The 13,687-nt window shown below is 45.6% G+C and carries 11 protein-coding genes; all 11 read right to left on the bottom strand.

The genetic code is table 11. The annotated features are described in order from the left end of the window. Window positions 1-9: 9 nt before the first annotated feature. Window positions 10-978 carry a hypothetical protein gene (locus tag U0033_RS26820; protein WP_072360175.1) on the bottom strand — a complete coding sequence of 323 codons (969 nt, stop codon included), beginning with the start codon at window positions 976-978 and terminating at the stop codon, window positions 10-12. A gap of 1 nt (window position 979) precedes the next feature. Continuing rightward, window positions 980-1,621: a hypothetical protein gene (locus tag U0033_RS26815; RefSeq protein ID WP_072360176.1), complete on the bottom strand. Its 642-nt coding sequence runs from the start codon at window positions 1,619-1,621 to the stop codon at window positions 980-982. Between the two features lie 17 nt (window positions 1,622-1,638). After that, complete coding sequence (locus U0033_RS26810) at window positions 1,639-3,123, bottom strand: RagB/SusD family nutrient uptake outer membrane protein (protein WP_072360178.1); 1,485 nt, start codon at window positions 3,121-3,123, stop codon at window positions 1,639-1,641. Between the two features lie 11 nt (window positions 3,124-3,134). Continuing rightward, entirely contained in the window at window positions 3,135-6,329 is a 3,195-nt protein-coding gene (locus tag U0033_RS26805) for a SusC/RagA family TonB-linked outer membrane protein (RefSeq protein WP_083571501.1), read from the bottom strand. 374 nt (window positions 6,330-6,703) lie between these two features. Beyond that, on the bottom strand, window positions 6,704-6,859 hold the full coding sequence (locus U0033_RS26800) for a hypothetical protein (protein WP_177318585.1): 156 nt from the start codon (window positions 6,857-6,859) through the stop codon (window positions 6,704-6,706). A 33-nt stretch (window positions 6,860-6,892) separates the two neighbouring features. Continuing rightward, window positions 6,893-7,654, bottom strand: coding sequence for a hypothetical protein (locus tag U0033_RS26795; RefSeq protein WP_072360180.1), 762 nt, complete (start codon window positions 7,652-7,654; stop codon window positions 6,893-6,895). Between the two features lie 8 nt (window positions 7,655-7,662). Further along, window positions 7,663-8,169 (bottom strand): O-acetyl-ADP-ribose deacetylase, encoded by a 507-nt coding sequence (locus tag U0033_RS26790; protein ID WP_072360182.1) that lies wholly within the window; start codon window positions 8,167-8,169, stop codon window positions 7,663-7,665. Between the two features lie 102 nt (window positions 8,170-8,271). Beyond that, a complete protein-coding gene (locus tag U0033_RS26785; protein ID WP_072360184.1) occupies window positions 8,272-9,636 on the bottom strand; it encodes a BT_3987 domain-containing protein in 1,365 nt (454 codons plus the stop codon). Window positions 9,637-9,646: 10 nt separating this feature from the next. Further along, window positions 9,647-11,371 carry an alkaline phosphatase family protein gene (locus tag U0033_RS26780; RefSeq protein ID WP_072360186.1) on the bottom strand — a complete coding sequence of 575 codons (1,725 nt, stop codon included), beginning with the start codon at window positions 11,369-11,371 and terminating at the stop codon, window positions 9,647-9,649. A 9-nt stretch (window positions 11,372-11,380) separates the two neighbouring features. Then, window positions 11,381-12,955, bottom strand: coding sequence for a DUF5008 domain-containing protein (locus U0033_RS26775; protein WP_177318588.1), 1,575 nt, complete (start codon window positions 12,953-12,955; stop codon window positions 11,381-11,383). Between the two features lie 20 nt (window positions 12,956-12,975). After that, window positions 12,976-13,677, bottom strand: coding sequence for a fasciclin domain-containing protein (locus U0033_RS26770; protein ID WP_143150702.1), 702 nt, complete (start codon window positions 13,675-13,677; stop codon window positions 12,976-12,978). Window positions 13,678-13,687: the final 10 nt, after the last annotated feature.

Here is a 13,687-nt window from a genome sequence, read left to right as displayed (position 1 = left end):
CCAGTCTCTTCAGATCTTTGCAGCAACGGTTATATGAAAAGTAATTTCATAGATTCCATCTGCAAAGAATTTGATGGAGTGCGTTAACCGCAATGTTTTGTTGATGTCTGTCGCCTTTGGTAATATGCGGTAATAAGACAAGCAGGCATCATCTGTCCAGGCCTGACCTCCCACTGTCAGTGATCTGAACAATGGCATACCAATGGCCAGCTTAGGGAATTCCATTTCCATCGTAGAATCGGTCGTCACTACAGGATAATACGGATCCCAGTCATGAAAGGTAGGATAGTTCAATGCCAGGCGCTGCATATCCGTTGAAGGATTAAACGGTTTCCCATTCTTATCCAGCCATTTTATAATCACCTTACTCACATTCGAAGCCGTATATTTAATATCTACCGGGTAAGTATCGTTTTCCTGTACAGTAGTACGATCTGCATCATTATCCGGAGGTGTGGTCTGCACACGACGATACACCACTGTATACATGGAACTCATAGGCGTTACCACCAGGTCACAGGCATTCTTCAGGGTCTTCTCCCCTTTTACATTCGACACTTTTACATCGATCGTATAACGACCGGTATCGAGGTATATTGAGGCCCTTGTAAATTGTAAGCGGCCGCCAATCGGGTTCACACTGAATGGTGCGACCGTACTATCCTGCATTTTTGCCCTGAGCAGCGCCAGCGTAGAGTCTGACTGTATTACGGCATCTTTGAAGATTGTGATCGTTTGCGGACGCAGGAACATGCTATCCACACCTGCGCCAGTATATGCATTCCTGACTGACAGTAACTGTACATGTATCGGGTTCGTAGAACCATCAGCCACCAGTGTTGAAGAGGTAGTGGTCGTACCTTTCTGTACTGTGAACGGATTTTCCAGGTAGTATACACTATCACTCAGAAATCCTTTTTCTATCTTCTCGCAACTCAGCAATACGACTGATAATAATAGGATGCGTGTTATTTTCATCTTACTGAATATTATTGATGCTTGCATTGTTTACCAATACGTGTAATGTAGTACCAGTCGCTGTCCTGATGCCTGTCGTCTGACAGGAAATGGCCAGATCCGCAGGATCATCTCCAGGCGCATTCGCAGAGCCATCCAGTACACCGTTGATCTTTACGTATTGCAGGTAGTAAAAAGTATAGGTAGCACTTGAATTCGTCAGATTGACCGTATAAGCGCCCTGTAATTTCTTTACTCCACAAGGTGCAGGTGCACCCGCCCAGTTGTTTTCCAGCTGCACACTACCCGTGGTATTGTATAAACTGATGCTGTCTGTAAACAGGTATTGGGTGATGATTTTAGAGCTGGTATTGTTGTACAGATCTCCCAGGCTGGCATACCCTTCTTTAGCCATGAGCAGGTTGATCGCATAATCCGTGAAAGCGAAGAAGGTGCCTGCCTTATTCACAGAATCTTTGAGTCCAAAATGATCGATGAGTAAGATCGTTGTATCGAAGTAATGAGCAGCATGCTGCGCTAAATAATCGTAGGTAGATAAACTTGTGTTGGCGTTGTGTAATCCGCCATCTGTAAGATAGCTCTCTTTCTTGCAGGCACAGGCCAGCAGGATGCATATACTACAGGTAATATAAAGTGATTTCATGTGTTACTGTTTTGTGGTTATTGAATTTTCCCCTGCCAGTAAGGTGTCTGTGTCAGTTTGCTATTCAGCAGGAACAGGGAGGGATCCAGGGGCCAGTAGTATTTACCCTGTGCAAATTCTGTTGCATTGATGTAAGGGAATTTTATATGCCCGGTATTCCTGGCCAGTCTTACGAAGTCGTAGAAACGGGATCCTTCCAGGAATAACTCCCGTCCACGTTCTGCCACGATAGAATCTTGCAAAGCAGCGCCGCTAATACTGCCATAAGCAGGGATCCCAGCTCTTGTTCTGATCTCATTGACGAGTGTTATAGCACCTGCTTCATCAGGCGATGCTTTCGCTGCCAGGGCTTCTGCCTTAAGCAGTTTAATATCTGCAAGCCGGAAGATGAGGAGATTGTTCTTTGCGATAGAATATGACGTATTATTATTAATATATTCTACCTGCGCATATTTGATACAACTGAAGTAATCTGAGGAGCCACTGGAAGCGATCGTGAATGCCTGCTTATAGCGGGTGTCTCCCTCAGCATAATATAATCCTGCTATAGTAGCATTATTAAATTGCCATTGAGGTATTGTAATGCCCTTCAGGTAAGGTGCGCACACAGTATAACCTGTAATACTGGAGGCAGTCAGCAAAGATTCAGACGTACTGTTGTTGGAGATTTCAAAGATACTTTCGTCTGACTGCCCTTTGTATAAGTTCATATAGGAAGCAGCCGGCAACAATGAATAGGAACCGGACTTGATCAAGCTATCGCAGGCAGCGTTGCACTTATCATAATCCCCTTTCCAGGCATAAAGATGTGCCAGCAATGCGAATACAGCACCTTTATCACCACGTACGACCCTGTCACTACTGGATGCATCTTTCCAGGCCAGGAATTGCCTGGCCATATCCAGGTCCGCAATACATTGTGCCAATACCTCTGCCTGTGGCTTTCTGGCCAGTTGTGGTGCAGTAGAATTGTCCGCATAGTAAGTGGTATCCAAAGGTACATCGCCCCATACACGGGCCATATAGAAGTAAGCAAATGCTCTTGTAAAATATGCCTCACCCAGGTATTTATTCCTGCTGCTGTTTTTGAATACAGATTCAGGCATTGTATTGATAAAGTGCAGACAACGGTTACTCTGCGCAATCGCAGAATAAAAGTTTGTATAGACCCTTAATTTCAGGCGCACGTCATATACATTGGCCACCGGTACACTCACACCCCAGTTTACCTTCGCTGCATTCATATAAGCCACATTGCCATCTCCCCCCAGCACAAAATCAGGCGTAAATTCATCTGTAGGCAAATCTCCGTATACATAGAATTGTATGGAGGCATTAAAGGCGCTTCGCAACAGGGAATAGCAGGCGGCGACAGAAGCATTTGCATCTGCTTCTGATTTCCAGGTAGTCTGGTCAGTGGCTGTACTCAGCGGATCCTTGTCCAGGAATTTATTGCAGGCACTACATAGCAACAAAGCACCTATAATATATGTAAGTTTCATGTTCTGGCTGTTTAAAGTTCAACACGTACGCCCAGTGTAAATTTGAGCGCTGATGGATAAGCGATATTAGAAGAACCGGTGGTAGGATCTACCAATTCAGGATCAGGTATGGTAGCGGCTTTCTTCCAGGTATACAGGTTCTCTCCCATCCCGTATACACTCATTCCTTTTACTTTGATATGCCTGAGGATTGACTGAGGTAAGGTATAAGAGAGTTTTGCCTGTTTTATTTTCAGGAAACTACCATCTTCCACGAAGTAAGAACTGGCAATGTTATAGCGGTCGTTATCCACATTGGTCACCAGTGTCGGGAATTTCGTCTGGTCACCTTCATGCAGCCAGAACTGGTTCAGCAGGGATGTCAGTGCTGCCGGCCCGGCATTGCTGCCCCATGAAGAACTATACAGTTTACTCCCATTGAGGGCATCGGAGAGGTAACCATTGAAGATCTTTCTACCTGTGAGGAAGGAACAGAAGATATTTAAGGATATTCCCTTGTAGGAAAAAGTGTTTCCAAATCCTCCCGTAATTTTCGGCATTGGATTCCCTGCTATTACCTTATCATCATAATCGATATTGTAATCTCCATTCATGTCGATATAGTGAGGGTCACCCCCATTCAGGGTCCTACCCATATAAGTGAGTTTCTTACCTGTAATTGGGTCCGTAGGCACCGCCGCATCATTTGCAAAGGAGCCATTTATCTGGTATACCTTATAGTTGAACAAAGGCTCACCGATTGTGAACGTTTGCTGGAACCACGTTTCGCCGAACATAAAGTCACGGTTATTATTCGGCAGCCTGGTTACATAGTTTTTATTGAAGGAGATATTGAAATTTGTACTCCACTGGAAAGCAGATTTGGGGGAGAGGTTATTTGTATTAATCCCTATTTCCAAACCTTCATTGCGCACATCCACGAAGTTGCCGGAGTAGTACTGGTAACCTGTAGTGACCTGTGCCGGGATGTTATAGAAGTATTTATCCTTCGCATCCTTGCGGTACCAGTCCATAGTCAGGTCGATCCGGCCATTGAAAAGCGTAAGGTCTATACCCAGATCCGGTTGAATATATTTCTCCCACCTTACACTGGTACTGGCGCTCACACCATTGTTCAGGAAATTACCTCCATTGCCATAAGGAGAGATCACCGTGGCACCATTGTAGGTAGAAGGAATACCACCCACCGTCGTATAGGGGCCATAATTATACAGCACACCCGTCGTACCTCCTAAGTAAGAAGCATTGGTAGACAGGGCCTGGTACTTGGCATAAAAGCTACCCGGGTCATTCCCTGTAATCCCCCAGCTGGCCCTGAATTTGAGGAAGCTCACCACTTTTTTTACAGGTTCAAAAAATGGTTCATCAGAGGCTACCCAGCCTGCAGATACAGAAGGGAATGTACCCCAGCGATATTGCGGACTATAAATTGAGCTGGCATCACGACGTACTGTACCTGAAAAGATATAGCGGTTTTTAAAATCGTATGATAAGCGGCCATAGTATGAAAGGGTGGTCTTTTCCTGGTTCACGGTATATACGTTGAGATTGGTACCTGGCGGCACTGTTTGCAGTGTAGTGATCCCCGTTACATTAATACCGGCTGCTGAAGCATTGCTGTAATAGTTTTTAAAATCATACGCTGATGCTCCTGCCACTACATTGAAATGATGTTCTTTGACACGCAGGTCGTAATCAAGGTAGTTTTCAAATGACCAGGAAGGATTACTACTGTAAATGGAATAAGCAGAATTCTGTAATCCATTCAGGGTAGCTGGTGAGAAATAATCCCATTTGTCCATCACGTTATTTGCTGCATAGGTACTATGTAGTACCAGGTTATGAATGATGGTATCTGTCAAACCAATGGAACCATTAAAACTAAAGATCCTGTTATCATCATAAGGGTTTTCCTGGCCAGTATACAATGAATATTGTTCCGCTGTGAGAGGTGCAAATGAGGTAGGCAGGTTCCATGAATTGAACAGTTGTCCTGCCTGGCCGCCGGTACCATGCTTGCGGCGTTCTGAACTCAGGAGGATATTTGCCGTTACACCTAAACCTTTAATAGGATTGGTAGAAATGTTGAAGGAAGGAGCCATCCTGTCTATCGAAAAACCTTTGAGCAGGCCCTGCTCATTGTAGTGATTCAATCCCAGGCGATAATTGGAAGATCCTATAAAACCAGCGACTGACACATCTTCACTATTCACGATCGCATTATCCCGGATCATTAATCCCTGCCAGTCTACGTCGTTGTTGAATGCTGCATTCAGGCTGTCTGTCAGCTGTATAGGAATTGTATTTTGCTGTGTGAGCAGGTAACTCAGGTTATCATTGAGCAACTGCATTTTCAATCGCCTTTCTGCAGCACCGGTGGTGACTTCCCTGAATGCCGGACGGGAGGTCATCCCAACATATCCCCCCAAGCTCACCTGTGGCTTGCCCGTCTTTGCGCGTTTTGTCTTCACGATGATAACCCCATTCCCCCCACGGGCACCGTAGATGGCAGATGCGGAAGCATCTTTCAGTACGTCGATCGATTCAATGTCGTTGGGGTTGATGATGCTCAGCGGGTTCGTACCGGCATAAGAACTACCAATCGCATTGATATCGAAGATCACACCATCTATTACATACAATGGACCAGTGTTTCCACCATTTGCATTGTTGTAATCCACATTGGTGGCACCACGTATTACAATGGCCGATTTTTGCCCTAACTCACCGGTGCTGGATAATACGCTTACCCCTGACAACCTGCCCTGTAGCATCTGGTCAAAACTGGCTTCAGGAATATCCTGAATTTCTTTCCCGGAAATAGAAGATACCGCAGCCGTCACATTACGTCTTTTCACGCTCTGGTAGCCAATGACAACGACGTCATTAACAAACTGGCTTTCGCGTTTCAGCACGATATTCAGCTCACCTTTTCCAACTTTTACTTCTTCTTTTTTGTACCCTACATAGGTTACCAGCAGGGTGTTTGTACTTCCTTTTAAGGCGAGCTGAAAGTGGCCATCAGCATTCGTTTGCGCACCATTGGCCAGCAGGCCTTTTTCCTGTACACTGGCACCGATCAATGGTGTGCCGGTATCATCTTTAATAACACCCTTTATTACGACAGGGTTTTGTGCATTGGATAGCAGGCATAAATAGCCCAGCATCCACAGAAGTAGTGGCGCAGATTTTATGAGTCCCCTCATGGCGATTAAATTTTGGTCTTTGATAAAATGGTAGTACTCTTCCAGTCCGTCAGTTTCTATACGGAAAACACGATCGTGAATTAGTTTTAATTTTCTAAAAAAACCACCTGACTTTCATTTGATACACTTACGGTGACACAAATGAAAGCCGCCAGGGGCCGGCGGCCGGCTTAAATAAATTCAAAATGAAAGCACAATTATTATTTCATATGATTTTTATCGGGTTGCTACACTGTCGTCAGGAAATAAAAATATTATAAAGGGGATTATAAAGATTCAATGATAATAACTGATGATAACCATATTTTACCCGTACCGCGTAGTACACCTCCAGGGAATCTTTTGCCGGCAAAACGGGAAATGGCTGTTGGGGCTCAGTTTGCGGCCTTTCCTTTCTCACCAGTCAGGTTTTCAGGGCTAACACTGCGTGTTTTGGCATTGGAGAGACGGTACAGATTGTCGAGACCTTGTGAAGAGACTTGCAGGCTGATAACTACTATTAAGAGTAACAATAACGGGAACTTTCTCATACATGGATTATTTGTATGAGAAAGTTACTGTTTTTATTGACGGATGTCAAGCTGTGCGATCTGGATACGTACGCTATCCAGTTCGTCTTCTTCTTCATCTTCTTCCAGGCGGCCGCACTGTATAAAAGTCAGCTTCGCACTGTTGGCAACACCTTTTGGATAGAATGACAGCTGGCCATAACTGGATACCAGGTAGGCTGTGGTATTATTCTCAGCCAGGGGTACGATAATGCCATAACAGAGATTAGTGAACATACCGGAGGCCCATTCGTTGGTACCGGAGAGTATCACATATTGCTGTCCGTTGATGGTGCAGGTTTCCATGGGTGATCCACCCCAGGAGATAAAGCCGCAATCATTCACAGTGCTGCCACTTTCGTCAATGATGTGGGTGATCTGCTTTTTATTGACAAAAATGGTGCTCTTACCTGCTTCAAACTCTTCTTTAAATTCGAACTTGTAGGTAATATCATACCCCGGAATGTGGAAAGAAGAAACCCGGGTGGTCGTACTATCCCCGGTAATATCTTCATCGTTGTGTGTGAATGCAATACCCGGCGTGTTGTAAGGGTACTTCGCCTTAATGAAAGCTTCTGTTTGTTTGGTAGCGATGACTGTATCGAACAGTATTTTTACTCCTTCCTGTACTTTTTTGCTCTCGAATGCGGCTCCCGGATTCGCTGCGCCGGATAGTGTCGTACTGCTTGTTGTGGCTGTGTCTTCCTGTTGTGATGTTTTGTTTTCCTGATGACATCCTGCTATTGCAAGGGCCATAAGGATGCTGATTCTTCTCATAGATTTTATTATAATAGGGATTTGTACAGATCGTAATTTTCCCGGTCGAAACATACAAAGATTACCTTTTCTATTGTACTATTTTTTTCGGAAAAATCTCTTACTGTAGTGATAGCTATTTGTGCAGCCTTATTTTTTGGAAAGTGGTAAATACCTGTGCTGATATTGGGAAATGCGATGGTTTTCACATCGTGTGCTACAGCCTGTTCCAAACTATTGCGATATGCATTGGCCAGTAATTCTTCTTCTTTAGGTTTGCCATTCCATACAGGTCCCACTGTGTGGATTACATACCTGGCAGGCAGATTTCCTGCGGTGGTAACGACAGCTTCTCCTGTCGCGCATTTTCCCTGGCGGGCCACGATCTTCCTGCAATCTTCGAGTATAGCAGGTCCGCCGGCGCGATGAATGGCGCCATCTACACCACCACCTCCCATCAGGGATGTGTTAGCGGCGTTTACGATTGCATCTGCCTGAACTTTGGTGATATCTCCCTGTATGAGTTCGAATTTCATTGGCCCAAAATTAAAGAACTTCTGCCAAAGGCAGAAGTTCTTTAATGACGTTTCTGTACTTCCATAATAAACTATTCTATCAACAGCGTACCGGATTTATTGCTAGGGCCGTTTTATGAGCCTCCATTCAGCCTGCTGCCAGAGTGAACTGCCATGCGTAGCCGTCACATACAAGCGGTAGAATTTATAGGCTTCCTGGTTGGAGAAAGTGTATTTCACGGTCAGGAAGCGGGAACCAAAGTTCTGATCCACCCGTTTATCCAGCACGATCCAGTCCGTACCATTATTAGATCCCTCTATTGTCCAGTCTTTAGGATCACGGTCAGGCGCATCATTGGCAGAGGTCATTGTATAAGCACCCGTTGTTTGCGGCGTAGCAAATTCAAGCATTGCCCATACGGTGGAGAAATTGCCTAAGAGGAATTTTGAATTGATGTTATTATCTATCAACTTAGGTGAGTTCTCATTACCATTGCTGGTATTCTCATACTGCGTGGTGTATTTGATATTTTGATTGGTGATGTCTGTCTCTATCAGTTTGGAAGGGTCCAGTTCCAGTACAATCGTGCTCTTTGAAGAATCCAGCAGGTGACGCGTAGGATCGTTCAACTGAATGGCCAGTACTGGTTTGTTATTCACATTTTTGGTGATGGAGGCCGTCTTCACAGTGAGATTGAATTTCGCCACGTTCGTATTTGCGGGAAAATTCACGGTAGCGGGCAAGGTATAGTCCGTGCCTGATGCCAGTAAGGTAGATCCGGTCAGCGTACCATTGTCAATGAGTGCCTGTGCTGTATCTGGCGCTGCCGACAGATTGATGGTGAATGCACCTCCTGCTGTACCGCCCAGCGTAACGCTCACGGGCAGGGTTACTTCCGTATTGCCCAGTGTATGATCAGTTCCATCCGGTTCCATCAGGATACTACCTGCCTTTGTGAAATAGAGGTAGTGAATCTCAGTACCGGATATCACCTTATCTGTATGAATCAGCACAATTGCCATTCTTCCGGATCCATCCAGTGTATTGGCCTTTGTAGCATCAGACAGTCGTATGGCCAGTGCCAGGTCATGGCCATAGTAGCGCTCTATTGCCTGCATACTTACCTTGAGCGGAATACTGAAAGTATCCAGCCCAAAGCGGATTTCCGCACTACGGGGCAGGGTGTAATAAGATTCTCCCAGTAATACAGTGTTCTTCAATTGCTGGTTTGCGATCAGCGTATTGATGGTATCGTTATTCACACCAATATTCACAGTAAAGAGCTTTGGCGTAGCAGCAGAAAACACCAGTTTCACAGGAATGGTAATATCATCTGTCGCTTTGGTATATTCATCCGCCCCGGGTATATTCACAATCCCGTTCTCACTGCTGATGGCAACATTGACAGGGCTTAACTGTTCATCTTTAAAGCGGTCATTTTTTTTACAGGCGAATAAAAATAACAGCAGAAATATATAAGGACGCATAGCGATCAGTTTATTTGTTAATATCTACATAGGATGTGACCCATACTTTTCCATCCAGGTTCCATTTGGTATCAGCAGCTATCTGCAGCCAGTTCAATACCTGGCGTACAGGATCGACCGGCTGTGGTACCAGCTGGGCCAGGTTATTCGCACTGCTTGGACACATCAGGTCACTGAAATCATCCCATTTATAGGCCCCATTAATTTTAAAATCATGTGCCCATTCACTCTGGTCTTTGAACACGCCACCGTAGCCATCCTTACAGGACCAGTAGCCCACCAGGTAATCGTGGTAAGGGTGAGAAGTGGGCAATTCTGCGGCACATACATACTCACTGATCACATTGTCCGGAATAGCAGCTTTCCAGAATTTCACTTCTGTGATATAGGCATCCAGCCAGCGGTTGTTCACAATATTACCCGGCATGTAGCCCAGCGAAAGCGGTGCATCTGTGTCGAAATTGCCATAGCCGGTAATCTCTGCCTCCGTGTTGAAATTGCCATCCGTGAGCAGCCGCAGGAAACGCTTGCCATCTCTGTTCACAAACACAGCAGCTATATCATGCCACTTACCATCACTGATATTGCCGGCTGTAGCCATATTAAAGCCGGCACCATTCTGACCAAAGTGTACTCCCCAGGCATTGACTTCCAGCGAAATATTCCAACCTGTATTGTGCCACCAGTCCAATGACATATTGTTTCCAATCACGGAAGGATAGGTGTAAGAATAATCTCCTGCACCCGTCTTGTTCTTTTTTATTTTCAGTTCTATGGTGGCTTCTGCATCTTTGCCCAGGTTGTAATCTTCCTTACCGCTATCGATGGTCGCATATACTGCTGTCGTTGCATTATCCCCGTACAAACGCACAGCTTTCCCGGTATAACGGTTACCCGTATATGGCCTGTCTAAAAAGCTGGTGGCATAGCGGGGGGAATAGTAGATCGTGAAGGTATTTACCTTTGTATTGCTCAGGATCGTACCATCATCATTAGAAGGATCGATCATATAAGGGCCACCATTACCGGCAGTGATGATCACAAGCCAGTCTTCCGAAGCATAGGTTTTCCGCTGCTTCAGCGCTGTCAGGATCTTACCGATATTTTCATCTGCCTGTAAGATAGCCGCCTTATATCCGGGCACACTCACATCATATCCATACCGGCGACCTGCCAGCTCCACCTGCGAGAACTGACCAAATACCATACTGGCCGTATCGATCGTTAACTCCTGCAGGATAGCCTGGGTAGCGGCTGCATCATCATCCGCATATGTCTGGTTGACATCTGTATCCGTTATTAAAAATTGACCCAGGCTATCAGCGGAGCTGTATGCTGCAATACGGAATTTAGGCGCTCTTTCTTTGATATATTTAAAAAATACAGGGTATGCCTGCAGGTGGTTATTGCTGAAATCATTTTTGATCACACCATGTTTTTCCTTGTGCACACCCGTGAGCAGATCTGCCCATCCTGTGCTGCGCAAGGCAATGGTATCGCTGATACTGTTCCAGGAATAGATAGCATGATCTGCCAGGGCCAGCAGATTGGGTGCTGCGGCATCCCGTACCGCTTCTCCCCTTGCACCGTCTATGGTGAGGAACAGGATCTTAGGAGTACGCGCTATGACCCCTGTGCTGTCATTATAATCTTTCTTGTCCAGCATACGGTCGTAGCCTTTGTTGCAGGCCATCAAGCCGACCAGTAGCAGGAGGAGGTATATTCTGTGCTGCATAATTGACCTTTACTTAAAGAGTAACCTTACTACATTCGAGATTTCTACCCTGTTGAACCGACCAAAGATCCCTGTGATAAGGGTCTGTGTCTGCCCGGAAGAATTGGTGGTTTCGAAGATCTTGGTGAGACTGCCACTAAAATCAGCGACATTGTTATACCCGTCCGCCAGTGAGCCATCGGGCTTTAACACCATGAATCCACTGCGGTGTACCTTGCCATATTTATTGAAATAACCACTGACCACTATCAGCCCGTTATTCAGCTGTTGTGCTAACCTATAACTCACATCTGCTGCCATCGGTAATGATACCAGCAGCGGATCTACTGTACCATCCGGCTTTAGCATCACCAGGCCCTGGTGATCTACTCCATCAAATTTCCGGAACACACCAGCCACCATGAAACGCTGCGTAGTAGCATTGTAGCGGATACTGGAAATCTGATTGTCAGCTCCTGCACCACCAAAGCCTGCATCCAGGCTGCCATCCGTATTGATACGGGCGATGTAAGGAGCCAGTTCGCCATTGTAATGAGTAAAACGACCTACGATGATCAACTTTCCATCCGCCTGCATATACGCATCGCTGATAGGACCATTCGGACCATTTTTACTTCTATGCAATACCGGGTCATAGTTGAAAGAAGAATCAAGCGAGCCATCAGGGAAGAAACGGATCAGGTTCCTTACCGGTATACTATCTACTACCAGGGAATCCCGTTCATGCAGGTAATCAGGCACACCATACACATACTGTTCGTAATAACTAAAGTTGCCGACCGCGGTGATCTTATTTTCATGCACAAATACCCTGGTGATATTGCCATCTGTGCCACCATTAAAAGCAGGTACCGTATCTTTTCCTTCAAATGTGTTGACGACTGTGGAATCTATTGAGCCATTGGTATTTAATACGGTGATATTATGCATCTCTGCCAGGTGAATATCATACGAACCAAAGCTCCCACCCACCACCAGTTTGCCACTGGGCAGTGCACTGATGGAACTGAGTGAACCATCTGACCCTCTGCCTGATTGCAGGGATCGATCTATTTCACCGTCTTTGGAAATGAGTACAATGCGGCCTATTGGTTTTACCACACCCTTATGTTCATAATCCAGGAAATCGCCGATCAGGAGCATACGCCCGTCAGTGAAACGATATATATCATTGACCCAGCTGCTGGTACCAACTACGCCTTTCCAGGCAGGATCGATGTCCAGGTTGCCTTTTACTTTGAATACGGGTCCGATGAATACCTGGTCACCAATAGATACGCTGGTTACACCGGTGCTGGCAGTGGCAGGTACTTTTACCTGTATACCTGCTGTATCTACAGCCATTACCTGCCCCGCTTCTCCATTAAAGTTGAAGTGAATACTATCCTTGTGTGGCAACAAACCTTTGCCTTTGAATGTAACTACTGTACCGGCCGTAGCTTCTGATGGTGCAGGTGCATCTGTGCTCAGTGCGACTCCCAGGGGTTCCCGTCCGCCGGCATAAGGATCCGGGTAGACTTTATCATTTTTGCGACAGGCACTCAACACCATGCCTGCAGCCAGTATATATGCGAGTATTTTCATATCGTGTTCTGTTTTTAAAATCATCCGCCGGTTTGCATTACTGAGATCATGTCGTACACGAATCCAGCGATGTCAAAACCAAAGAAATAATGATTCTTATCCAGCGCATGCACCACTCCATTGTCTGTAAGAATATTGGAGGAGGATACAAATGCTGTATTCCAGTTATCAAGCGGATAAGTCAGATCCGGTATGTAAGAAAGGGTCAGCTGCCGGTAACCAACATACTTTACGCCATTGTCATCAGCAAAGACCACCCCCACATTCAACGTGGTATTATTCCAGGATAAATAATCCTGACCGGGATAAATTGATTTGAGACTAAAGTCTATCTGCGGAAAATCCTTTAGCTGATTTGCACCGTGAAACATATACCGCTGCAGGTATTTCTGCCATACGACCGGAGGTATGTCTGCCAGTGTCTTGACCGTATCATACCCATACCTGTAGAGGTTCTCGTTCAGCGTCTGTACCATGTTCCTGATACTGAGGTCAGTAGGCGCAAAAAAAGTGAGCGTATCTTTCGTAAATACGTCTTCCATACCTGCGAGCCTGACTACCTGTGCAACAGAATCAAAGAAGAATGGTACCGCATCGAGGTACGCCAGGGTATTGCCTTTAAAATGCGGATCCTGGGTACCGGAATCCCGGTAGTATTGATCCTTTTTACAGGCGAATAAGCTCATCAAAACGAGCGAAAAAAATAAGATCATTCGCAGCATAAGACATGTT

The organism is Chitinophaga sancti (assembly GCF_034424315.1).
Taxonomy (GTDB): Bacteria; Bacteroidota; Bacteroidia; order Chitinophagales; family Chitinophagaceae; genus Chitinophaga; species Chitinophaga sancti.
This window is presented reverse-complemented; position numbering and strand designations above follow the sequence as displayed.

Excerpts from the sequence above, each read along its gene's own strand:
- U0033_RS26820 (WP_072360175.1), bottom strand. The coding sequence starts at position 978 with ATGAAAATAACACGCATCCTATTATTATCAGTCGTATTGCTGAGTTGC.
- U0033_RS26815 (WP_072360176.1), bottom strand. The coding sequence starts at position 1,621 with ATGAAATCACTTTATATTACCTGTAGTATATGCATCCTGCTGGCCTGT.
- U0033_RS26810 (WP_072360178.1), bottom strand. The coding sequence starts at position 3,123 with ATGAAACTTACATATATTATAGGTGCTTTGTTGCTATGTAGTGCCTGC.
- U0033_RS26805 (WP_083571501.1), bottom strand. The coding sequence starts at position 6,329 with ATGAGGGGACTCATAAAATCTGCGCCACTACTTCTGTGGATGCTGGGC.
- U0033_RS26800 (WP_177318585.1), bottom strand. The coding sequence starts at position 6,859 with ATGAGAAAGTTCCCGTTATTGTTACTCTTAATAGTAGTTATCAGCCTG.
- U0033_RS26795 (WP_072360180.1), bottom strand. The coding sequence starts at position 7,654 with ATGAGAAGAATCAGCATCCTTATGGCCCTTGCAATAGCAGGATGTCAT.
- U0033_RS26790 (WP_072360182.1), bottom strand. The coding sequence starts at position 8,169 with ATGAAATTCGAACTCATACAGGGAGATATCACCAAAGTTCAGGCAGAT.
- U0033_RS26785 (WP_072360184.1), bottom strand. The coding sequence starts at position 9,636 with ATGCGTCCTTATATATTTCTGCTGTTATTTTTATTCGCCTGTAAAAAA.
- U0033_RS26780 (WP_072360186.1), bottom strand. The coding sequence starts at position 11,371 with ATGCAGCACAGAATATACCTCCTCCTGCTACTGGTCGGCTTGATGGCC.
- U0033_RS26775 (WP_177318588.1), bottom strand. The coding sequence starts at position 12,955 with ATGAAAATACTCGCATATATACTGGCTGCAGGCATGGTGTTGAGTGCC.
- U0033_RS26770 (WP_143150702.1), bottom strand. The coding sequence starts at position 13,677 with ATGCTGCGAATGATCTTATTTTTTTCGCTCGTTTTGATGAGCTTATTC.